At 46.5% G+C, this 23,066-nt stretch carries 20 protein-coding genes; 5 read left to right on the top strand and 15 right to left on the bottom strand.

Features of this window, described 5'->3' with window-relative positions; all coding sequences use genetic code 11:
- Nucleotides 1-64 precede the first annotated feature (64 nt).
- From hisC to FJD32_RS12955, 7 genes are all read right to left on the bottom strand, one after another.
- Nucleotides 65-1,255: a histidinol-phosphate transaminase gene (hisC, locus tag FJD32_RS12985; protein ID WP_140907080.1), complete on the bottom strand. Its 1,191-nt coding sequence runs from the start codon at nucleotides 1,253-1,255 to the stop codon at nucleotides 65-67.
- Nucleotides 1,256-1,326: 71 nt separating this feature from the next.
- Nucleotides 1,327-2,628, bottom strand: coding sequence for a histidinol dehydrogenase (hisD, locus tag FJD32_RS12980; protein WP_037427764.1), 1,302 nt, complete (start codon nucleotides 2,626-2,628; stop codon nucleotides 1,327-1,329).
- 3 nt (nucleotides 2,629-2,631) lie between these two features.
- A complete protein-coding gene (gene hisG / locus FJD32_RS12975) occupies nucleotides 2,632-3,531 on the bottom strand; it encodes an ATP phosphoribosyltransferase (RefSeq protein WP_037418029.1) in 900 nt (299 codons plus the stop codon).
- Nucleotides 3,532-4,180: 649 nt separating this feature from the next.
- Entirely contained in the window at nucleotides 4,181-5,008 is an 828-nt protein-coding gene (locus FJD32_RS12970) for a hypothetical protein (protein ID WP_140907079.1), read from the bottom strand.
- A 65-nt stretch (nucleotides 5,009-5,073) separates the two neighbouring features.
- Nucleotides 5,074-5,400: a hypothetical protein gene (locus FJD32_RS12965; protein ID WP_055648366.1), complete on the bottom strand. Its 327-nt coding sequence runs from the start codon at nucleotides 5,398-5,400 to the stop codon at nucleotides 5,074-5,076.
- A gap of 68 nt (nucleotides 5,401-5,468) precedes the next feature.
- A complete protein-coding gene (locus tag FJD32_RS12960) occupies nucleotides 5,469-5,921 on the bottom strand; it encodes an acyltransferase (RefSeq protein ID WP_047535512.1) in 453 nt (150 codons plus the stop codon).
- A 91-nt stretch (nucleotides 5,922-6,012) separates the two neighbouring features.
- Entirely contained in the window at nucleotides 6,013-6,483 is a 471-nt protein-coding gene (locus FJD32_RS12955; protein ID WP_055648367.1) for a DUF2059 domain-containing protein, read from the bottom strand.
- A gap of 434 nt (nucleotides 6,484-6,917) precedes the next feature.
- Here FJD32_RS12955 and FJD32_RS12950 point away from each other — a divergent pair, with 434 nt between their 5' ends.
- Nucleotides 6,918-8,840 carry an ATP-dependent DNA helicase gene (locus FJD32_RS12950; RefSeq protein ID WP_181159827.1) on the top strand — a complete coding sequence of 641 codons (1,923 nt, stop codon included), beginning with the start codon at nucleotides 6,918-6,920 and terminating at the stop codon, nucleotides 8,838-8,840.
- A gap of 231 nt (nucleotides 8,841-9,071) precedes the next feature.
- Here the strand turns inward: FJD32_RS12950 and FJD32_RS12945 are convergent, their stop codons facing one another.
- Together FJD32_RS12945 and FJD32_RS12940 are read right to left on the bottom strand one after the other, a co-directional pair.
- On the bottom strand, nucleotides 9,072-9,362 hold the full coding sequence (locus FJD32_RS12945; RefSeq protein WP_037417920.1) for a cytochrome c3 family protein: 291 nt from the start codon (nucleotides 9,360-9,362) through the stop codon (nucleotides 9,072-9,074).
- 522 nt (nucleotides 9,363-9,884) lie between these two features.
- Nucleotides 9,885-11,402: a methyl-accepting chemotaxis protein gene (locus tag FJD32_RS12940; RefSeq protein ID WP_140907078.1), complete on the bottom strand. Its 1,518-nt coding sequence runs from the start codon at nucleotides 11,400-11,402 to the stop codon at nucleotides 9,885-9,887.
- A gap of 470 nt (nucleotides 11,403-11,872) precedes the next feature.
- Here FJD32_RS12940 and pheS point away from each other — a divergent pair, with 470 nt between their 5' ends.
- The 4 genes from pheS (at nucleotide 11,873) to lpxM (ending at nucleotide 16,592) form a co-directional block, all read left to right on the top strand.
- Entirely contained in the window at nucleotides 11,873-12,856 is a 984-nt protein-coding gene (pheS, locus tag FJD32_RS12935; RefSeq protein ID WP_037417925.1) for a phenylalanine--tRNA ligase subunit alpha, read from the top strand.
- Nucleotides 12,857-12,870: 14 nt separating this feature from the next.
- Nucleotides 12,871-15,258, top strand: coding sequence for a phenylalanine--tRNA ligase subunit beta (gene pheT, locus FJD32_RS12930; protein WP_088585673.1), 2,388 nt, complete (start codon nucleotides 12,871-12,873; stop codon nucleotides 15,256-15,258).
- 3 nt (nucleotides 15,259-15,261) lie between these two features.
- The gene (gene ihfA / locus FJD32_RS12925) at nucleotides 15,262-15,558 is read left to right on the top strand and encodes an integration host factor subunit alpha (protein ID WP_011622581.1); all 297 of its coding nucleotides are present in this window, start codon (nucleotides 15,262-15,264) and stop codon (nucleotides 15,556-15,558) included.
- Between the two features lie 95 nt (nucleotides 15,559-15,653).
- Nucleotides 15,654-16,592, top strand: coding sequence for a lauroyl-Kdo(2)-lipid IV(A) myristoyltransferase (gene lpxM / locus FJD32_RS12920; RefSeq protein WP_088586950.1), 939 nt, complete (start codon nucleotides 15,654-15,656; stop codon nucleotides 16,590-16,592).
- Nucleotides 16,593-16,684: 92 nt separating this feature from the next.
- Here the strand turns inward: lpxM and hypA are convergent, their stop codons facing one another.
- From hypA to hypF, 6 genes are all read right to left on the bottom strand, one after another.
- Complete coding sequence (hypA, locus tag FJD32_RS12915) at nucleotides 16,685-17,041, bottom strand: hydrogenase maturation nickel metallochaperone HypA (protein WP_088585672.1); 357 nt, start codon at nucleotides 17,039-17,041, stop codon at nucleotides 16,685-16,687.
- Nucleotides 17,041-18,060, bottom strand: coding sequence for a hydrogenase expression/formation protein HypE (gene hypE, locus FJD32_RS12910; protein WP_088585671.1), 1,020 nt, complete (start codon nucleotides 18,058-18,060; stop codon nucleotides 17,041-17,043). Before hypE ends, hypA begins: the two co-directional genes overlap by 1 nt.
- The gene (hypD, locus tag FJD32_RS12905) at nucleotides 18,053-19,192 is read right to left on the bottom strand and encodes a hydrogenase formation protein HypD (protein WP_037417937.1); all 1,140 of its coding nucleotides are present in this window, start codon (nucleotides 19,190-19,192) and stop codon (nucleotides 18,053-18,055) included. Before hypD ends, hypE begins: the two co-directional genes overlap by 8 nt.
- Nucleotides 19,193-19,254: 62 nt before the next feature.
- On the bottom strand, nucleotides 19,255-19,500 hold the full coding sequence (locus tag FJD32_RS12900) for a HypC/HybG/HupF family hydrogenase formation chaperone (RefSeq protein ID WP_037417941.1): 246 nt from the start codon (nucleotides 19,498-19,500) through the stop codon (nucleotides 19,255-19,257).
- On the bottom strand, nucleotides 19,500-20,297 hold the full coding sequence (gene hypB, locus FJD32_RS12895) for a hydrogenase nickel incorporation protein HypB (protein ID WP_069455049.1): 798 nt from the start codon (nucleotides 20,295-20,297) through the stop codon (nucleotides 19,500-19,502). The genes FJD32_RS12900 and hypB overlap by 1 nt, the downstream gene beginning before the upstream one ends.
- A 230-nt stretch (nucleotides 20,298-20,527) precedes the next feature.
- Complete coding sequence (gene hypF / locus FJD32_RS12890; RefSeq protein WP_181159829.1) at nucleotides 20,528-22,957, bottom strand: carbamoyltransferase HypF; 2,430 nt, start codon at nucleotides 22,955-22,957, stop codon at nucleotides 20,528-20,530.
- Nucleotides 22,958-23,066 lie beyond the last annotated feature (109 nt).

Below are 23,066 nucleotides of genomic sequence, written 5' to 3'. Positions count from 1 at the left end.
GTTTGTTATCTTTATAAAAATCAGTCTATTAGGCCAATGCTGCGTTAATACTTGCGCTAAATGCTCACAGCTTTTGCGATTCAAAGAGCGACACTAAGCGGTCGGTGTCAGACTGAGAGCTAAAGCTAAAACGAATGGCTTTAGCTAGCCTTGGGTCCTTATAGGCCCGCGCGACAATGCCATTGTCGATAAGCAGTTGTGCCACTGTTGCTACGTCGTCAAACTCGGCTAAGACATAGTTGCCATTGGGTTTTAGCACGGCGCCGCCCCATTGCTCGCAGTACAAATTCAGCGCCGCCGCGAGTCGCTCTCCCTGAGTATTGAGCGCTTTGACTTGGGTTTTCATCCGCGCAATCCCAGCCGCTGACAGCGCTTGCACGGCCACTTCACTCACGGGAAGTGGCACGGGATAGGGCGCAATCACTCGCATGATGATTTCGATAATTTCTTCATTGGCCAGTAAAAAGCCGCAGCGCGCGCCTGCTAAGGCAAAGGCTTTTGAGAGGGTGCGCAGTACAACGAGATTTGGGTAAGTCTCAAGTAAATCCGCCACGCTATATTCTGGGCAAAACTCGATATAAGCCTCATCGACGACAACAATGGCATCGGGCAGGGCTTGGATGGCTTGCTCTATGCGCGCCTTGTCAATCACAGTGCCAGTTGGGTTATTGGGATTGCAGATAAACACTAACTTAGCGCCGCGCGTGGCCGTTGCAAAGTCGGATGGGAGACCGTATTCAGCCGTTAAGCTTAACGCCTTAACGCCTACATTAAAGGTTTGCGCGCTAATGGCGTACATGCCATAAGTGGGCCCAAAGGTCGCAATGGAATCTATGCCTGGGACACAAAAGGCACGAATAAGTAGCTCGATGGCCTCATCGGCGCCGCGACTGGCGACAATTTTGCTCTCCGCTACACCGCTGTATTGGCTGTAGGCATTGATTAACGCGGGCGGTTGGCACTCAGGATAACGATTTAACTTAGTTAAATCGAGCTCGCCGACGGCCACATTATTAAAGGGCGATTCGTTAGCGTTGATCCAAATATCCCCACGACCACCCAGCCTGCGAGCACTTTGGTAAGGCGTTAACTCGAGCAGTTCGGGCCGTGCAAGACGTGCGGCAAGGGTTGTTGGCTCGATGCTTGTGTTATCGAGAGTATTGTTATCGAGAGTATTGCTGGCGCTATTGGCGCTCGGAACCTTTGTTACTGGCACATTGCTCGTTGGTGCTTGGCTAATTGGCACTTGGCTCATCCTATATCATCCTAAGTCTTGCTACGGCTTTCATTAACGCTGAAGCGTACTGTTATTTCGTCTTGCTACTATCAGTCCTTAAGACTGGCTAAGCGTATCGCGACCGCATTTTTATGGGCATCGAGTAACTCATTACTGGCAAGGGTCATTACCGCTTGCCCGAGTCCGAGTAGGCCCTTGGCACTGAGTTCTTGCACCGTAAAGCGGCGGCTAAAGTCGGCCAAGGAGAGGCTCGATACCGCGCGGCTGTAACCGTAAGTCGGCAATACATGGTTAGTGCCACTGGCATAATCTCCAACCGATTCAGGTGTATAGGCGCCTAAAAACACTGAGCCTGCGGCACGAATATGCTTGAGTACGTCCCGTGGGAAGCGGGTTTGAATAATTAAGTGTTCAGGCCCGTAACTATTCGATACCTGTGCTGCTTCCTGCATATCTTTGACTAAAATGGTGCGGCTACTGTTTAGGGCGGTTGCGGCAATCTCTTGGCGTGGTAGAGCGGCCAGTTGTGACTCGAGTGCTTGATTGATAGCTTGTGCTAATGGCTCAGAATCCGTGACTAAAATGACCTGTGAATCTGGGCCGTGCTCTGCTTGCGAGAGTAAATCTGCGGCAATAAACTGCGCATTGGCATCGCTATCGGCAATCACTAATACCTCAGAAGGGCCTGCGGGCATATCAATAGACACAGTGCAGCGACCGTCCTGCGAGACTAAGCGCTTGGCTTCGGTGACATAACGATTGCCTGGGCCAAAAATCTTATCGACGCTGGGAATCGTTTCAGTGCCAAAGGCCAGTGCGGCAATGGCCTGCGCGCCGCCCACTTGATAGATTTCGGTGATCCCACAGGCGTTTGCCGCATACACAATTGCATCGTTAATCGGCGGCGGACTCACCAATACGCGTTTTTCGCAGCCAGCAATTTTGGCAGGCAGGGCCAACATCAGTACGGTTGAGATTAATGGGGCGCTGCCACCGGGAATATATAAACCGACTTTTTCAATCGGTTCGCTACGAAGCTCGCAGCGAACCCCTGCTTGGGTTTCAATGTCGATGGGGCGAAATTGCTGCGCGCTGTGGAACACATCAATATTGGCCATCGCTTGGGCAATGGCGGCTTTAAGTTCGGTCGAGACTCGTGCGCTGGCGGCGCTAATCTCGCTTTCACTTAAACGCAGACTGTCGATATTGGCACTATTAAAGCCATCAAACTTTTGATTAAACTCTTTTAGCGCCGCATCGCCACGGCTAGCTACGGCATCAACAATGGCCCGAACACTTTGTTCTAAGCCGCTGTCACCAATTAAAGGTGAGCGTTGGAGCGCGGCTTTTTGTTCATCGACGGATAACGCTGCCCAAGTCAAAATATCCATAGATCACCCCATCATTTTTTCAATTGGCATGACGAGGATTGAGCTGGCACCGAGCGCGGTGAGTTCTTCCATGGTGTCCCAGAATAAATCTTCGGTACTGACGGCGTGAATGGCCACTCGATTAGTATCGTCGTTTAATGGCAATACAGTAGGATTTTCGGCACCGGGCAGCAGGGCGACAATTTGATCTAAAGTTTCAGTGGGCGCGTGCAGCAAAATATATTTACTTTCACGGGCGCGGATCACGCCGTTTACGCGGGATAAAATGCGATCGATTAAGGCTTGTTTGCTCGGCGTTTGGGTTTGGGTTGATTGAATAATGCAGGCCATGGAGCGGTATATGACTTCAGTCTCGTATAAACCATTGGCTTCAAGGGTTGCGCCAGTGGAGACTAAGTCACAAATGCCATCGGCAAGCCCTGCACGCGGCGCAACTTCAACCGAGCCTTTTAACATACAGTCGCGATAATTTATGCCTTTTTGTTGCATAAAACGGCGCAATAGATTGGGGTAGGAGGTGGCAATTCTCAAGCCTTCTAGGGATGAGGCATTGGCATAGCTAAATTCGGTTGGTACGGCTAACGAGAGACGGCAGGCGCCAAAATCTAATTGGCGTAATTTTACATATTCAGCTGGCTTATTTAGGGTTTGACGCTCAATTTGCTCTTCTTCGAGCACGTTCTCACCAATAATGCCTAAATCGACCACGCCATCCATAACCAGTCCTGGAATATCATCGTCACGTACTCTGAGTAAATCGATAGGCATGTTATCTGCGTGTGCGATAAGACGTTGTTCGTTAATGGAAAACTTAACACCGCAGCTCTTGAGTAATTGCTGAGAGTCGGTCGATAGGCGACCCGATTTTTGAATGGCAATACGTAAACGGTTTGATTCAGTCATAATTTTATCTCGCTCAAAGTTAACAAATTCAAAATGATATTCTTTCGTTTCACGCTTTAACTGGTTTATCGGCACCGCCAGTAAATGTGGCGGTTAACATATTGAAATTAATTACTAATTATCTATTAAATCGTTAGTTAAAAAGCCCAAAAGCAAAAACCCCCAGAATTCCTTCCAGGGGTTAGTGATCATCTTTGAATCAGTCCGCCAGAAGGATATAGTCCTTCGGCAGTGAGCGTCCGAAGGCTACCGCATATGGTGGTGATGGTGGTGGATAGCGTTCAGTAGTTGGCTCATATGACTCTCTATACTCTGTGATTATGTTGAATTTGGTGTTGGTGGATACTTATCCATCGAACGTTTTTTTAAGCTAACCGCTTTCTGTGCCGTTTGCAACAGCTAATTTTAACTAAATAAGAATATTTATGCGTTTTGTGAAAATGTTTCATCTTGGTGGTCGCAGGACGATAATCTGCTTATCGCAAGGAGGGGCGAATTAGGGGATTGGCACAAAGCCGACGCTGCGTTTAGACAAATTCGGCTGGCGGTAAGTATGGTAAATCTTGTCTAACAGCGTTCAATCTAGACTGGCGGTTGTGGCTAAGTGTTAGTCACAGCGCTAATGCAGGATTAGCGCGTGACATCCCTTTTACCCTGTTAAATATTCTCCAAACAGGCGATCAACTGTTTGTTGGCAATATTTGTCTTCACCACGCCAATATTCGGCAAATACCCAGTCATTTTTGCCTTGGCGTTGTCTATCGACAGTATTGGGTTTTAATATTCCCAGACTGGCTAATATTTCGATTAATATTTGTCGCTCACCTTTACTCGACTTAATCACATTCGCTAATCTTTTCTCTAGTGTACTGGGATAATCGCTCGGGTCTGACGTTTCGATAATCGTTAAGATCTCCCTAAAACAGGCCATATCTTCTGACGTCGGCTCTGGAATTTCGGCATTAATAAATTGGCTTAAATCAAAATAGGTATACAAAATATCCCCATGGCGCACGCCGCCCCATTTTATACGCTCGAAATTGAATACGTTAATATCCACCTCGATATAGGATTCGCTTCCTCGGATGCCATATTGACTGTCTCGGCAAATGCCGCAGGTATAGGAATGTGCAGTTGGTTTGCCATCCATATAAGAAGAGCCTGAAATGACAGGTGTGTATTGATGAGATGGGATTTTTTGGGCGATCGCATAGGATGCAAGGGATGAGCGCCAATCCAATCGCCGAGAGGTTAGACTGCTTAAAAATCCTTTTGTTACTTGTGCTTGCGAAATGCCTTTTACTAGCGTTGTGGTGGCAAGGATACATTCATCATGGGAGATAGTTAAAGGATCAAACATTAATCCTTTCGATTTGGCATAGATAAAGTCGGGATCGGAGATACTTCTGTTTTTTACGTCAATCCAACCATTCTTCCAATAGGTGGAGAATAAAATCCTTTTTGCTTTTTTATCCATAGCTGATTCTATTTTATCCTTTAACAATTGTTTTAATTTATCTTATAAAAGCGCAATTAAAGCGGTTAGCTCTCTACATTTATATAAGCATCGTTTTGATAGTAATAACTGACAGCATGAATTATGTCATGCAAGGTAGCATGTGGCAGCTGTTGCACTAAATTAGCCTTGATGCTTTGCAAATCCGCAATGCTTAAAAAGTATTGATAACCTTGAGTTTGCGGGTAGAGAGGCTCATCCTGTTGGTCGCGTTCTTCTTCAAGCTCATCGTCAATGATTAACACCGACATTGTGGGACTTAATGGTTGTTCTAGGGCTTTGTACACATCCAAGTGCCACGAAAAAGAACCAAGTTGGGATAATAGGGTTTCCAAGGTTAATGTTAATCGCATGAAATATCCTTTTGAGCGAGCATCATTTACATCATTTGGACGAGTTAATTAAACCGACAGAATCAGGCTCAAGGCCTCCACAGACCCTGCATTAATTCGGTTAACGCAAATGATGAGAAAATAAACAGTAAATTAATCAAAGCCCGCATAATCCAAGGTAATGTACCGTAGGAAAGGCGATATTTATTTGAGGCAATCACTATAACTCCCATGATGCCAAACCAAGGTGTAAAAAAGAATATGGTTTGCCATTTAACCAGAGCAACGGCGAGATCGTGTAGCGCACCGCTGACCAAAAAGGTGACAAGTACGGCGAGCCACATCGGCAGAAACTGACTGCTAGGACGCATGACATTACGTGATAAATAATAACCCCAAATCGGATTCCAATAATGCCAAAAAATGGGGAATGACTTAGCACCCAGGGCGCGTGATAGCATATTCCTCATCGAGTGACTGGCACCCAGTGGAACACCATTTCGCTTTTTCACATATTGTGACAAGGATAAGGTCGTTGGCATAGTTAATCTCCGCCTAATGCTTACCACTGAGTGCGTAGCTTGGTACACGTCTCGTAATGTCAGACCTCATGTTCAGATAATTGTTATAGCTTTATTCTTTAATTCCATGCTTTGCGAGAAAAGGTCTAATACGCTCAATTAATTTAGATTGTTTTGTTTGTGCTTCTTGCATGGCGATTTGTGCTCCAGTTTGCATCAATTGTGGCGTTTTTTCTAAGAGTTTTTTACCTGTAGAAGTTTGATAAAATTGGGTTATTTTAATGATTTCTTCATTTGTGAAAGCTTCAGAGTACTGTTTTTTTAATTCGTTTATCACTCTGGGACGATCAACATCTTCATTAAACCATGCTCTATAAATACCCTTAAGTTCTTCTTTAGCCTTATTATCTAATTTATAGTTGGTGGCTATTTGGTCTACTATTGGTAACATAGCTTCAAATCCACCAGCCATTTGTTTATCGATTGACATCACTCTAAACATTTCATCTATTGGTGCTTCTTGCGCTACTACGGGAGTAGATAAAATAAATAACATTAACGGTAATAATTGGAACTTTTTCATTTTATATCCTTAATCATCTCAACGTTTATAAACGTAAACCTTAATTGAGTTATATATCCATAATTGAAGCTTCGTGCAAAATTAAGTTATTAGCACAATCATTAACGCAACTTAGCAGCTTACCTCTTAGCAAGCAATCGGTGAAAAGTTGAGTTAAGCCTTTGGTTGTTAGATCATTTAAACTACGCTACTCCATGTTTTAGCTCAAGAAGCTCGGCGCTAGATTAAAACTATTGGTATTATCAGGCGGGCTTAATTACACTGCGGCAACAGCGTTAGGTTCCTTAGGGTAGGCTAACGCCTTAACCCACAACCCGCTTTTTTGAATCGTTTTTATAGGAACTCGCTCGCCATTGACTCACTCTCGACACTCAGCTCCGCGGCAAGCTAAACATCAGCAATCAAATCACCATTCGCTTGAAGCTCAACGTCCGATGAGTCGATTGGCGAGTGAAGTGCTGCGAGCTTTTGCCAACGATGGCGTGCTCGCTACGCATATTCAGGGGTTCAGTGCGCGTCAGAGTCAGGTTGAGATGGCGCAAATCATCAGTGAAGCGATTGCGAGTAAGGGCAATGCACTGATCGAAGCGGGTACAGGGGTCGGTAAAACCTTCGCCTATTTAATTCCCGCTATGTTAAGTGGCAAGCAAGTGATTGTCAGTACTGGCAGTAAAAACCTGCAGGAGCAATTGTTTCTAAAGGATTTACCCGCATTGACATCTATGCTTGGAATTGCGCCCAAGCTTGCGCTATTAAAAGGCCGCAATAACTATTTATGCCAATATCGACTCGATAGGCAGATGCAGGAGGCCAGCCATATTGAGGCGCGATTGTTGGATGATTTACTCAAAATCAATCAATGGGCGGGCATGAGTAAAGACGGCGATATTGGTGGCTTAACTTCAGTGCCTGAACATTCTCCCGCGCTTCCCTTAGTCGTCAGTACCAAAGAGACCTGTCTTGGCCAGCGCTGCGAATTTTATGATGCCTGTTTTACCCGTAAGGCTCGCAGCCGCGCGATGGATGCGAAAATCATTGTCGTGAATCATCACTTATTCTTTGCAGACAGTGTGTTAAAGGACACAGGCTTTGCTGAATTATTACCCGATCCCGATGTGGTGATCTTCGATGAAGCGCATTTGCTGCCGGATATCTGCGTCAGTTATTTTGGCCAGCAATCCTCGAGTCGCACTATTGATGACTACCTGCAAAAGTTATTGCAGATTTATCAAACTGAGCTCAGCGATACGGGGCAGATTGCCCAATTTTGTCAGCGTTGTTTAGCCAAATTGAGTGACTGGCATAATGGATTGTTTTCTATTGCCGAGTCGGATTGGCGTATGCTGCTTGGCAATAAGTCAATTGCGCTAGCATCATGGGATTTACTCGCAGAGTTAACCGCGCTGCAAAAACTCTTGCTCGCCCATGTGGGGCGCAGTGAGTTATTAGATGATATTGCCGTTAAACTGGCTGGCCTTAACCATAAGCTCAATCAGTTTTTCCAATGTGACAATCCACAGGCTGCCTATAGTGTTGAATTTGTTAGCCGTTTTGTGATGCTACGGATTTCACCGATTAATATTGCCCGCGAATGTCAGCAGTTATTTGTGGCCAATACCAGTTGGATTTTTACCTCGGCAACCTTACAAGTGAACCGCAGCTTAGCGCATTTTGCCAAGGAGTTAGGGATCAGTGAGGCCAAGGCGCATATTTTGGATAGTCCCTTTGATTATCCGCGTCAGGCGTTATTTTGTGTGCCGAGGCAATTGGGCAATGTGGCGAATCAGCAGCAAGCAGTCAAACAGTTAGTCGATGTATGTGTCAAAGCGATTGAGGCAGCGCAGGGGCGAACCTTTATTTTGTTTACCAGCCATAAAATGCTTGAGCAAACGGCGTTGGCATTGCGAACTCGGACTCAATATCCGTTGCTGGTGCAGGGCCAAGCGGGTAAACAGAGTTTGCTCACAAAGTTTCGCCAACTGGGCAATGCGGTATTACTTGGCACCAGCAGTTTTTGGGAGGGGGTAGATGTGCGTGGCAAGTTATTAAGCTGCGTGATTATTGATAAATTGCCGTTTGTCTCGCCCGATGAGCCGCTTTACCGTGCCCGCGCCGACAATATTAGCCGTCAGGGCGGCGATCCTTTTACTCAAGTGTCATTACCTCAAGCGATTATTGCGCTCAAACAAGGGGTTGGACGTTTGATCCGTGACGAAAAGGACTGCGGCGTATTAATCCTGTGTGATAATCGGATTGTGAATCGCGCCTACGGACAGGCATTTTTAAACTCCCTGCCGCCGATGGCGCGCACCCGTGATTTAGATAAAGCCTTGGCGTTCTTGAGAACAATACCTTGACACTCGTCTTATGGTTTACTTGGGATGCTTAAATTTTTCTTATTTTTATGGAATATGAGCGAAGTATTCAGTTGTTAGATATACATTAAGGCGATACAAACGGGGATAAAAAATGCCACCTGTGAGCAATAGATGGCAAACACCCTTGGAGGTGGGTCAAGTGGCATCCTGCCAAATGGTTCCATTCAAAACAAGTTATTCTTCGGCTTTTGGCTTTAGATTTTTAGTGAGTTAATGGCATGCTTTGCAGGCATCAGCAGGTGCTTTTTCTTCATGAGCGATATGGCAATTAGTGCATGTTAAAACACCATCATGCTTAGTATGAGCTTCACCTGCGAGTGTTTTCATTTCGCCATGGCATGATACACATTGCTCATTTTCAAAAACATAATCCGCAGAAGGTGTTTTATCCTTATGGCATGATTCACAGTCTGATCTTTCTGAATGGCTGTCGGCAAGTGATGCCGCCATTAAACTAGTAGAGAAACACAGTGCACACATGAGCATCATCTTTTTAAGCATGTTATTTTCCTTCTTTTATTGTGGGTTAAATTATCATTCTCAAGCCAGCAAATAAGCTCTTATTCGATCATAAAGAGCTAGTGGCGCAATATAAGCAATGTGCAAACATTGCTTTTTTAAATGTCTAATTAGTATTTCTCTTGAAACTTATACCGCTGTTTTATTATTAATGTGTACTGAAATACATTAGGGTTTAACAGAGTTTATTAAGCTTAAGTTAATAGTTTTTTGAGATTTAACTTGGCTTCTTGAATGTATAATAGATTTTTAAGGTGACAAAACGTTGATCGTTATCAAAGGTGAATGGATGAATACTTTTTTAGTTTAAAAGTATGATCAAGATTTTATTGTGGGGGCGATAAATTCGATAATCCAAATCTAAATTTTAAAATTTAGATTTTATTTTAATTTATTTAGGAATTCTAAATTATAGAAATGAATTAATTAGGGATTAACCAGATGACGATTCGTTATTTAAGCAACAAGGGTGCTTGGCTCCCTTGTTGCTTAGCTCTTCAACGATTAGATTTTTAAACCCACCATCAGCTGGTCCAATTGTCCCGCGGTGGCTTGCAACTCATCACAACCCGATACCGATTGGTTCGCCGATTGCTCGACATCGTGGGATTGATTGCGAATTTCCATCAGATTGGTCGCGATTTCGTTAGCTACGGCTGATTGTTCTTCCGCAGACGTGGCAATCAACACACTCATTTCGAACACGTGGCTGCTATGGTGGGCAATCGACTCGAGATCTTTACCCGTTTGCAGTACATGCTGTTTGCCTTCACTTGCTTGACTCACGGTGCGAGACATCACTTGGGTGAGGTTACGTGTGCCTTGTTGCAGCGACTCAATCATGGATTTAATTTCTACCGTTGCAGCTTGCGTGCGGCCAGCAAGGGTTCGTACCTCATCGGCCACTACCGCAAAACCGCGACCCTGTTCGCCAGCACGAGCCGCTTCAATCGCGGCATTGAGGGCGAGTAGGTTAGTTTGTTGCGAGATAGCATTAATGGTCGAAACCACCTCATCAATCTTACTGGCGTTGTCGTTGAGGGTATTGACCGCATTCGATGCAGCAGAAATTTCATCCGACAGTACATCAATTGCGCTTACTGTGGTTTCAATATCCTTAGAGCCCGCATTGACCTGTTGATTCGCCTCTTGGGTTTCGGCGGAGGATTGCTCGGCATTGCGTGCCACTTCTTTTACCGCGGCAGTCATTTCTTCCATCGCCGTGGCTAAGGAGTCGAGGTGCTGACGTTGATTGACCGCAAGGGCTTGTCCTTGCTGAGCCGTACTTCTAAAAGATGAAACCACTTCGCGGATCTTGCTGGTGGATTCTGCTATCTGCTTCACCAAGTTGTGCTGGCGCTCGACTAGCGTGTCGATACTGATAGCTAAGATGCTGAACTCATCTTTGACTTCGAAGAAGTTTAATCGGCCTGTCAAATCCCCAGACGCTGCGCGTTTAAGTGCCATGACTGTGGTGTAGAGTGCACCGCCAACGAAGGTAGAGATGTAGTAGCTAAACAGGAAGAGCACGAATAACAGTACTGCCATCAGGCTGTAGACTAAGATATTGTCATCGGCTAAAAGGGCGTTAAGTTGACGATCATCGACGGGAATGATGGTCAGCATATTTTGATCATTAACCGAGCTAACAGCCCGATTAGGTGAACTGCTGGTATCAATACCGCCCCCACTGCGGGCAAGGGTTTGTGCGCGGCTATCAGCCTCAGAAACTGTAACAATCTGAACATTCTGTAAGCCTTGGCTCAGCTGATTAGGTAAATTTTGGCGTTCTTGCTCGGGTAGCTTGCTAGAAATCTGCGCGGCGAGTTGATTGATTTTCTGGGAAGTGTCTTGGAGCCCATGCAAATGGCTTTCAAGCAGGGTATCCCTAAACTGAGTATTTAAAAATACCGCTAATCCCACAATCATAAACATCGGAACTAGGGCGAGAATTGCAAATTTGGTTTTTAAGGTCATGTGGATAAGGTATTGATCTATCCAGCGAAATTTAACTTCTTTCATTAGCGCCTCGATAAATTGGGCTGTGACCAAATGGATATCGGTCGATTTGCCATAGACTTTATGTTTTTCTGCTTAGTAAGCTGTTGCTTGTATTATTGTTGTCCAATTGCGGCATTTTTGTTTGTTTTGCAGCAATTTTGGCAAGGTACAAACATAAGTTTACAGTTTAGTTACATGTGTCGCCAGTGGTTAGTGCGTGATCACGTGACTGCTGTAAAAATCGACAAATGTCTTTCCAAGGCGATCAACTTGGAAGGTTTGTTGGGATAACACATGAATTTGCATGATAAAAACCCCGAATAAGCCCTAGTAATATGCCGCTCGCTCGCGTAAAATTTCTCTCCTTTTATTTCGTTATAGCTAGCAAAGCGTCTGGCATTAACGCCCGATAACCTGAGCACCGAAATAGCCTGAAAGTTTGGCGCCCATAGCACTTGTTTATCAAGCGCGACTATGCAGTGGAAGAGAAAATGCAGCAGTTAACTGAGATCGTAGAACAAGCCTTAGTCATTATTGACCAGGCCAGTGATCTAAAAGCACTGGATGATATCCGTGTCGATTACCTAGGTAAGAAAGGTAAGATCACCGACATGATGAAAATGATGGGCAGCTTAAGTCCTGAAGAAAAACCCGCTTTTGGTCAGGCGGTCAATGATGCGAAACAGGCCATTCAACAGAAATTAACTGAGCGCATCGACGTCCTGAGAAGTGCAGAGCTAGAAGCCAAATTAATTGCCGAAAAGATTGATGTGACGCTACCTGGTCGCACTATCGAAATCGGTGGTTTACACCCAGTGACGCGCACCATTGAACGTATCGAAACCTTTTTTGGGGAATTAGGGTTTTCGGTAAAACAAGGCCCTGAAATCGAAGATGATTTCCATAACTTCGACGCCTTGAATATCTCTGAGCACCACCCAGCGCGTGCCGACCACGATACGTTTTATTTTAATCCTAAGCTGATGTTGCGTACCCAAACCTCGGGCGTGCAAATTCGTACTATGGAAACGGAAAAGCCGCCACTGCGGATTATTTCACCGGGTCGTGTGTATCGTAACGATTACGACCAAACTCACACACCAATGTTCCACCAAGTGGAAGGTTTGCTGGTAGATGAAAACGTTAACTTCGCCGAATTAAAAGGCGTGTTGCATGATTTCCTGCGTAACTTCTTTGAGGAAGATTTGCAGGTGCGTTTCCGTCCTTCTTACTTCCCATTCACTGAGCCTTCAGCCGAAGTGGACGTAATGGGTAAAAACGGCAAATGGTTAGAAGTGTTAGGCTGCGGTATGGTGCACCCAAATGTGCTGCGTAGCGTTGGCATCGATCCAGAAAAATACTCTGGTTTTGCTTTTGGTATGGGCGTTGAGCGTTTAACTATGCTGCGTTACGGCGTAAACGATCTACGAGCGTTTTTCGAAAACGACCTGCGTTTCCTGAAGCAATTTAAATAACGGAGCTGTATAGCATGAAATTTAGCGAATCTTGGCTTCGTGAGTGGGTCAATCCTGCCGTTAGCCGTGAAGCATTATCCCACCAGATCACTATGGCTGGCCTCGAAGTCGATGGCGTTGATGCCGTGGCTGCCGAGTTCAACGGCGTTGTGGTTGGTGAAGTGGTCGAATGTGGCCAGCACCCCGATGCAGACAAACTGCGCGTGACTAAAGTCAGTGTCGGCAGTGGTGAGCTTATCGATATCGTCTGTGGCGCACCAAACTGCCGCCAAGGCTTAAAAGTTGCCGTAGCAATGGTTGGCGCGGTGCTGCCAGGCGATTTTAAAATTAAGAAGGCTAAGCTGCGTGGTATGCCTTCAGAAGGCATGCTGTGTTCATACAGCGAGCTGGGTATTGATATCGATAGCGATGGCATTATCGAACTGCCATTAGATGCGCCATTAGGCAAGGATTTACGTGAGTATCTCCAGCTTGATGATGCTGTGATAGAAGTGGATTTAACCGCTAACCGTGCCGATTGCTTAGGTATGGTAGGTTTGGCCCGTGAAGTTGGCGTGTTAAACCGTCAAGCGGTAACCGAGCCACAGTGGCAAGCCGTGACGCCAACCACTGATGCCAAAGTGGCTATTAATGTGAAGGAAACCGCAGCTTGCCCACGCTACTTAGGTCGTGTGGTGAAGAATGTGAACGTGAAAGCGGCTACGCCATTATGGATGCAGGAAAAACTGCGTCGCAGTGGTATCCGCTCAATCGATCCTATCGTCGATATCACTAACTTCGTGTTAGTTGAATTCGGTCAACCTATGCACGCCTTCGACCTTGCCAAGCTGACTGGCGATATCCAAGTGCGTTTAGGCAATGGCGAAGAGAAAATCACCCTGCTCGATGGCAGCGAAGTGACCATTCCAAGTGATACCTTAGTGATTGCCGACGATGCCCGTCCACTAGCGCTTGCTGGCGTATTTGGTGGCGAATATTCGGGTGTGAGCGACACTACCCAAGACATACTGCTTGAATGTGCGTTCTTCGCGCCGTTAGCGATTATGGGTAAGTCACGCCGTTTAGGTCTGCATACCGATTCATCACACCGTTTCGAACGTGGTGTTGACCCTGATATGCAGCACAAAGTTATGGACCGTGCGACTCGCTTAGTGCTGGATATTTGCGGCGGTGAAGCGGGTCCTGTGGTTGAAGCCAAATCTGACGCTGACTTACCAAAGCCTGCGCAAATTCTATTGCGTCGCAGCAAGTTAGATAAAATTCTGGGTCACCATGTTCCCGATAGCGACGTGGTTGAAATCCTCGAACGTTTAGGTTTCGGCGTCGTTGCAGGTGAGGGAAGTTGGCAGGTCACCACTGCGACGTATCGCTTCGATATGGCGATTGAAGAAGACTTAATCGAAGAAGTTGCTCGTATCTACGGTTACAACAACATTCCAAACGTTGCGCCCGTGGCGTCACTGCGGATGTCAGACCATAAAGAAACCGACTTAAGCCTCAAGCGCGTACGTTCGCTGTTAGTGGCCCGTGGTTTCCAAGAGGCAGTGACTTACAGTTTCGTCGATCCTAAGCTGCAAAATCTGGTTCACCCAGGTGAGCAAGCCATGGTGTTACCGAACCCGATTTCTAGCGAAATGTCGGCCATGCGGTTGTCGATGTTCACTGGATTATTGACTGCGGTTGGCTACAACCAAAGTCGTCAACAGGGTCGTGTGAGACTTTTTGAAACTGGCCTGCGCTTTGTTCCTGATATTCATGCAGAATCCGGTGTAAGACAGCAAGCAATGCTCGGTTGCGTCATTACAGGGCTTCAAAATGACGAACATTGGTCAATGGAATCGAAAACCGTTGATTTTTTCGACCTTAAAGGTGATTTAGAAGCAATTATCGGCTTGACAGTTTCCGCATCAGAATTTAGCTTTAGAGTAGCGACGCATTCTGCTCTTCATCCAGGGCAATGTGCTGAAATATTGAGAAATGATCGAGTGATCGGTCATATAGGTGCTATCCATCCTAGTTTGGAGAAGCCTTTTGGACTCAATGGTAAAACCATCGTTTTTGAGTTGGAATTGGATGCTTTATTGCATACCAGTTTACCGCTAGCCCAAGCTGTATCTAAGTTCCCGGCTAATCGTCGTGACATCGCAGTAGTCGTAGATGAAAGTGTATCTGCAGGCGATGTAATGAAATTGATAAGAAAAGTTGGCGAAAATCAGTTGGTTGGCATAAACTTGTTCGATGTATACTTAGGTAAAGGTGTTGAGCCCGGCAAGAAGAGCTTGGCGATAGCACTTACATTACAAGACACTACTCGTACACTTGAGGAAAAAGAGATCGCTGAAACTGTTGATTCAGTTGTTTCTGCCCTGAAGACCGAGTTCAACGCATCGTTGAGGGATTAAAGTATGGCACTTACCAAAGCCGAAATGGCAGAACATCTTTTTGAAACACTCGGTATAAACAAGCGTGTAGCCAAAGAGATGGTTGAGTCGTTCTTTGAAGAAATTCGAGGCGCACTTGAAAGTGGTGAGCAGGTCAAGTTATCTGGCTTTGGCAACTTTGACCTTAGGGATAAGAATCAAAGACCGGGAAGGAACCCAAAAACAGGCGAGGATATCCCGATTTCCGCTCGCCGTGTCGTGACCTTCCGTCCCGGCCAGAAACTGAAAACTCGCGTAGAAGCTTCTAACGCGGGCAAGTAATTTTAGATGTTCGACAGTAAAGCCACTCCTTCGTGAGTGGCTTTACTATTTTCTTTTTATGGTAAATGACTTTTCCACTGTCTGAGGTGATTTCTTTGTCAAGACAGCCCAAACATTTTGACCGACGTTTTCAATTGGCGTTATTGCACCCTAAATATTGGGTTACTTGGTTGGCGATCGGTCTATTAGTGATTTTTGGGATCATGCCCGCGTGGCTGCGTGATCCTATTGCTAGAACCTTGGCCAAACTGGTGGCGCCTATTGCGAAAAAGCCGATAGGTATTGCCAGGGCGAACTTAAAGGCGTGTTTCCCTGAAAAATCCGCCGCAGAAATAGAAGCCTTAATTGATGACAACGTGCAGAACTTCGTATTAGTGCTGTTATCGCAAGGTGAGCTGTTGGTACGATCTAAGGCGCATTTACGCCGCCGTGTGAATTTGATGGGCTTTGAGCATGTACAAGCGGCGCAAGCAGTAGGGCAGCCGGTGATATTTATCATGCCCCATGTGTGGCCTATTGATTATGCTGGGCTGAGGTTAAACCTCGATTTGCCCATGGTCACTATGGCAAAGGCCCATAAAAACGCGTTATTTAACTGGTTTAATAATCGAGTACGTAGCAGTTGTGGTGGCCACGTTTATATGCGGGAGGCCGGAATTCGCGCCTTATTAGCAGAGCTCAAGCAGAACAATAGCTTTTTCTACCTGCCCGATGAGGATTTAGGCCCAGATCAGAGTGTATTTACCCCGTTTTTAGGCACAGTCAAAGCGACATTACCCGTAGTTGGCCGATTAGCTCAGGCGGGAAATGCCCAAGTGCTACCGGTGAAAATTGGTTATAACCAAGCTTCACGCCAGTTTGATTTAACTGTGATGCCCGCCATTGCCGCCGAAGACATGGTCGGTAAGGAAAACGAGGCGTTAGCACTGAATAAAGCGGTTGAGCAAGTGATACTCGCTTATCCAGAGCAGTATATGTGGTTCCTAAGATTGCTAAAGACTCGCCCTGAAGGGCAAGCCTCAATTTATCAGTAAGCGTTTATTGCTTATTGTAAACCCGAATAATAATGGCTTTAAGTGTGTAGACTTAAAGCCATTTTTATCACTGAAGCCGAGCTTGTAATCGATTAAATATCCTCTGCTTGCTCCATTTCGAGCTGCATCAGCAGCATATCTTCACCCTCTAATACCCGCGTATGATAACTGTTACAGGCGGGGCACACGATTGAACGCTCACCGAGCACCGACTCTTGTTGGCAATCTGCACATTTGATCACTAGTGGCTGTAGTGTCATGCAAAGCTCGGCTTCGCGGCAGATCCCATCGAGTTTAAAGGTCTCAAACGCCGTTTGAAGTAGGGTGGGTTCGACACCGCTCATTACACCGAGTTTGATTGCTACCCGAGTAATTTTAGTTGCTTGATTTGCCCGTGCATGTTGCTCGCACTGTTCAATTAAGGCGCTTACTATAGAATACTCGTGCATTAACAAATCCTTGGTAGCAATTCACCTTGAGGCAAGTCTAAGTAACGTTTGGTATTCCATGGCGTTCTTAAGATCACTTTTCCGGGTAATTCGTCGCTGACGGTACCGATGATGGCCGCCTGCTCGCAGTGACCAAATCGTTGCATAATTTCTAACGCACCAAGGGCGATATCGTTGGGAACGGCCAGGATAAAGGTGCCTTCATTGGCTAAATCCATTGGCTCAAAGCCATAGAGTTCACACAAGCCTTTGACCTCATCACAAACCGGGATGCTCGCCTCATTAACTGTGATGCCTACATTGGCGGCAACGGCCCATTCATTTAATACGGCAGAGAGCCCGCCGCGGGTGGCATCGCGCATAGCATGCAGTGGAATATTAGCAGCGATCAATTGCTCCACGACTGGCCAGAGCGTGGCACAATCGCTTTGTAGCGTGGACTCGAGGGTAAGACCCTCACGCGCCATCAAAATAGCCGCGCCATGGCAGCCGACATCACGGGAGACAATAATCGCATCGCCGGGCGCGACATTGGCCGCCGAGATATTCGGACGTAAAATACGCCCAATGCCTGATGTATTGATAAATAAGCCATCGGCGCAGCCCTTAGGTACTACTTTGGTGTCGCCACAAACAATTCTAGCCCCACTTTGTTTCAGCTCTTTGGCCATACTGCGTACAATTGTGGTTAAGTCTTTGAGCGAAAAACCTTCTTCGATGATCACGCTACAGCTTAAATATTGAGGCTCAGCACCCATCATGGCGAGATCGTTAACAGTGCCAGCAATCGCCAGCTTACCGATATCACCACCGGCAAAAAACAACGGAGATACAGTGAAAGAGTCCGTCGTAAAGGCCGTCGCACCCTGTAATTCAAGTTTTGCGGCGTCTTCTTCGCTACGCAAAATCGGGTTATCGAATTCGGCAAAAAACAGATCGCGGATGAGTTTATTCATCTCTTTACCGCCACCACCGTGGCTGAGTTGAATCGCTTTCTCTTTGGTTGATACATCAGCCATGATGTTGCTCCTTGCTATCGATGCCTTGATAGCGGTAATAAGCATTACAAGCGCCTTCGGAGCTGACCATGCAGCTACCGAGAGGGGTTTCGGGATTGCAGCCGCGGCCAAAGACTTTGCAGTCCTTCGGTTTGGCGAGTCCACGTAGAATATCGCCGCACTGGCAAGCCTTATGATCATCAATCTCTTTGACGGGCAATCTGTCTTTAAAGCGCAGCTCTGCGTCCCTGTGTGCGTATTCATCCCTTAATTGCAGCGCAGAGTTGGGGATTGGTCCAAGCCCGCGCCAACGAAATTGCGGTCTGATCTGGAAAAACTGTTCAACTTTTGCCTGTGCGGCAAGATTACCTTGCTCAGATACAGCGCGGCTGTATTGGATATCGAGTTCTGCCTTGCCTGCGGCCTTTTGACGCACGATGCGCAGGATAGACTCCATGACATCCACGGGCTCAAAACCTGAAACCACTACCGGTGTGCCGTATTGCTCTACGGCAGGGCGATAGATTTTGGCGCCACTGATCACGCTGACGTGTGCTGGGCCAATAAAGGCATTGACCCTCGCATTAGGATCGTGCATCACGGCATCAATTGCGGGTGGGACTAATACATGGTTGATATGAAAAAACAAATTCGCCAGCTTTTCCTGCTCTGCCAGTTGCAACAATATTGCCGTCATTGGGGTGGAAGTTTCAAATCCAATGGCGAAAAACACCACGGTTTTATTTGGATTATCACGGGCAATTTTGAGCGTGTCTAAAGGGTCATAGATAGGCCGAATATCACAGCCTTTGGCTCTGAAACTGGCAAGTGAACCTTGGGAGCCGGGGACGCGGATCATATCGCCTAGCGTCACTAATATCACATCTTCCTGCTGGGCAAGCACTGCGGCTTGATCGATCCGCTCTTTAGGCATAATGCATACAGGGCAACCGGGGCCGTGGATAAACTCAATGTTATCCGGCAGCAAATCCAGTAAGCCGTATTTCATTATGGTGTGGGTATGGCCGCCACACACTTCCATAATGTTGATTTGTTGATCGAGTGAGTGAGCGACCTGGGCAATATCCTTTGCAAGCGAGGCAATGGTTTGGGGATCGCGAAAGCCTTGATAAAGTTGTTTTAATTCAAGCATGTTCAATCCTTGTCGCAGTGTATCGTCTGTGGTTTGTGATCGTTTACAACTGCGGCTGTTGCTTAATGCGTGGTTTCATTTTCAAGTTTTGCGACTATCTCTTGATATAATTCAAGGCTTTGCAGAGCATCATTGCGATCAATTTTATTCATCACAAAACCGATATGAATGAGCACATAATCACCAATAGCCAAGGGTTCAGTCATAAGATGGCTGCTGACATCGCGTCTTACGCCTAAGGTATCGACGGTTACAGATTGGCGCTCGTTATCAACTGCTACCACTTGTGAGGGGATTGATAGGCACATTATTGTGACTCTCCCACAGTGTTTCGGCGCAGATTTTCATTTAGCCAAGCGGCAACGGCATGCATGGAATCGCCATTTTTAATCGAGACTTCGAGTATTTGAGTGTCGGGATTGAGTTTTTTAAGCTGGGCTTTGGCCTCGTCGACACTGAAATCGAAGTAGGGTAATAGGTCACATTTTGTGATCAGAACCAGGTCAGCACGGCGGAACATTACTGGATATTTTTCAATCTTATCATCGCCTTCGGGAACGGAGAGCAGCACGATATTTTTATGGGTGCCCACATCATAACTGGCGGGGCAGACGAGGTTGCCCACGTTTTCCACAAAGCAAATATCTAACCCTTCCAGCGGCAAGTGATGCAAAGCACCATGCACCATAAAGGCGTCAAGGTGGCATGCACTGCCAGTTTGAATTTGATGGGCTGTAATGCCCTTTGCGATTAAGCGGTCAGCATCACGGGAGGTCTCTAAATCGCCTTCAATAACGGCGTAATTAAGTTTTGTGTACTCTTTTAAGTGCTCAAGCAAGGTCGTTTTGCCGCTACCTGGGCTACTCATTAGATTGAAGGCGGTAATATGGTGAGCCTCGAAATGGGCTCGGTTGTGGGCAGCTTCTACGTCATTTTTATCGAGAATTTTATGGATCACCGACAAGGTTTTTTTATCGTTAAGCTGAGGATTGGTATGCAATTCCTGATGTTTATGGCTGTGTTCGTGGGAATGACCTGTATGGTGATCATGCCCTTGTTGAATCGCAGAGTGGCGGGGTAGAGAGCAGCCGCAGTCTTTACACATCTTGTCATTCTCCTTGTTCTCGTCACAGATTTGAGCTGTTGTCCGAACAATATGGTGATGCTATCGAATAGGGTTAATTTGATTACGCTAATGTTAAGTGTGATACAAATCCTTAAAGGAATCTTTGATGTTCGTCAGGTTATTAGGTCGTTTTGACCCTGATCAATCAGATTTTGGCCATTTGGTCACGGCGCATATCAAGCTCTACGAAGATATGTCATAGCAGCGGTTTATTTGTGGTTTTTATCCATTGCCTCTTGATGAATTCCATACCAAAGCTGGCCAAGGGCGATACCGCCATCGTTAACGGGGATATGTTTGTTGGGGAGCACGGTATTGCCTTGGAGATGAAGTTTACTGAGGCAATATTCGAGCAGATATTGGTTTTGAAATACTCCGCCACATAGCGCAATGGGCAGTGATGGATAGCGCGCAGCATAACTACAAATAGCATCTCCAAGACTATGTAAAAACGCGCGGGCGATAATGCTTTGCCTGTGGGAGGAAAGTGGCGCCTCAGTGATGTGCACGATAAGCTGTTTAAACAGTTGGCTACTACACCAAACTTGCATTTGTTGCGGGTCATCCTCTGATGAACTCAGTGGTAAATTGAGGATAAGTGGTGGTAGATGTTGTTTATCGGCGCGTCTTGCTGCGGCTTCTATCAGCATGCCCGCTTGGCCTTCAAATTGTGTGGTGTCAATCAATCCTAAGGCGCAGGCGAGGGCATCAAATAATCGGCCAACCGATGAGCTTTTAATCGTATTGCCACTTTGCCAGATCCGGTGCAAATTGCTTAACGTTAAGGGTGTCAGGCTTTTTAGGATCGGTAAATCTAAGGTTTGTACCGCCGCTAAACTCATTTGTTCAAACAGCAGTGCCAGTAATAATCGCACAGGCTGTTTTATTGCTTGCTCACCGCCCAGTAGGGAGATGGCTTCAAAATGGGCTAAGCGCTCAGCTTTGTCTAACCAGGTCAATAACACTTCACCGCCCCAGAGACTGCCATCATCGCCAAGACCAGTACCGTCAAAACTAAAGCCTAATACCGGATCTTGATATTGATTGATGGCCATGACGCTAAGCACGTGGGCATGGTGATGTTGCACGCTTAAGGTTTGGATTGAACCAGAGGCTCCACTCTGTGTATCAAGGCTTTTCTGTTGCTGCGCTTCTGCCCAACGCGATGGTGCATAGTCTGGGTGCTTATCATGGACAATCAGCTCTGGACTGAAATGATACAGGCGGGCGAAGGTGCCTAAGGTGCGCTCGAAATACTGCTCGGCACTGACACTAAAAAGATCGCCAATATGCGGACTTAAAAACACATTTGCACCAAATCCGAAAGCGATAGCATTTTTTTGCTGTGCTCCAACGGCGAGGATTGAGCGTGTTAGTGGCGCTGTTAATGGAAAACTTAATGGCGCATAACCCCGGGCTAGACGCAGCACTTGCACCTGCGGCGTATTGTCATTCGGCAGTTGAATAAGTTGCACAACACTGTCATCACAGCCGTTGAGTATTGGTCGGTTATGATCGACGATGGCATCCACCACATGCCCAAGTTGGCTGATAAGCGCATCGCAATCGGTGATAATGGGCTCGCCCGACACATTGGCACTGGTGGCCACTAGCGGGCCATTAAATTGGCTAAGCAGTAAGTGATGCAGTGGCGTATAAGGTAAAAATACACCCAGCTTGGGGATATTGGGTGCGATTTCGGGGCTAAGGTCATGCTCATCCAACGCTTGCATCAATACGATGGGCCGTTCTGGCGAGCTTAAGGTTTGCCACTCCGCCTCAGTGCCTGTAACGTACTGTTTTGCCCTTTCAATACTCGGCATCATTACCGCCAGCGGCTTTGCCTTACGCTGTTTTCGCTGCCGTAGTTGACTCACTGCGAAGCTGTTTCTCGCGTCACACATCAAGTGGAATCCGCCGAGCCCTTTAATGGCGAGGATGTGTCCTTGTGCAAGCTTATTGGCCGCAGCGGCCAATACCGCCATGCTGTTGTTTTGCGAGTGGAGCAAGGGCGTCAATGCGATTAGCTCACCCTGAGGTGTTTTTAAACTCAGGTGTGGGCCACATTTTGGGCAACTGACGGGCTGAGCGTGGTATCTGCGATTTAATGGATCTTGATAGGCCTTGGCGCAATCGGGGCACATAGCGAAATCTGCCATGGCGGTATGATGGCGATCATAGGGTAAGGCATTGATAATCGTGTATCTTGGGCCGCAATTGGTGCAATTAGTAAAGGCATAGCCAAAGTGGCGATCCTGTGGATTGCGCATATCGCCTAGGCAATCCTGGCAGGTACTTTTGTCGGCCGACACGGCAACGAGTGCTGCTAAGCTAGGGTCTTTTGTTTCATCACTTTGGCTATCGCTTTGAACAATCTCGAAGTGTGTCTCCGCTAATTTTACCGCTAGCTGTCCATGGGTTATATGGTCGATACGTGCCAGTGGTGGCGGGTTAGTTGCTAACTCTTGGATAAAAATATCCAGTTTTGCGCTCGGTCCTTGCAGTTCTATCATCACGCCCTTGGCATTATTGAGTACTGTGCCAGTGAGTTGCAAATCGGTTGCCCAGCGGTAGACAAAAGGCCGAAAACCCACGCCTTGTACTATGCCAGTGATATGCAGTTGGCGACGTTCAATCATATCCTGTTGGTTAGCGGATGAGGCTGCTTGTTTCAATTTCAGTCTTCTTTTAGGTTTGTTCGCAACATTAGAAGATAACAATCTATCCTCTAATGTTGCGATATCTCTG

The sequence above is a fragment of the Shewanella sp. LC6 genome, assembly GCF_006385735.2.
Lineage (GTDB): Bacteria > Pseudomonadota > Gammaproteobacteria > Enterobacterales > Shewanellaceae > Shewanella > Shewanella xiamenensis.
Note: the sequence above shows the minus strand (reverse complement) of the source record. Positions and strands in the feature narration are given on the sequence as shown.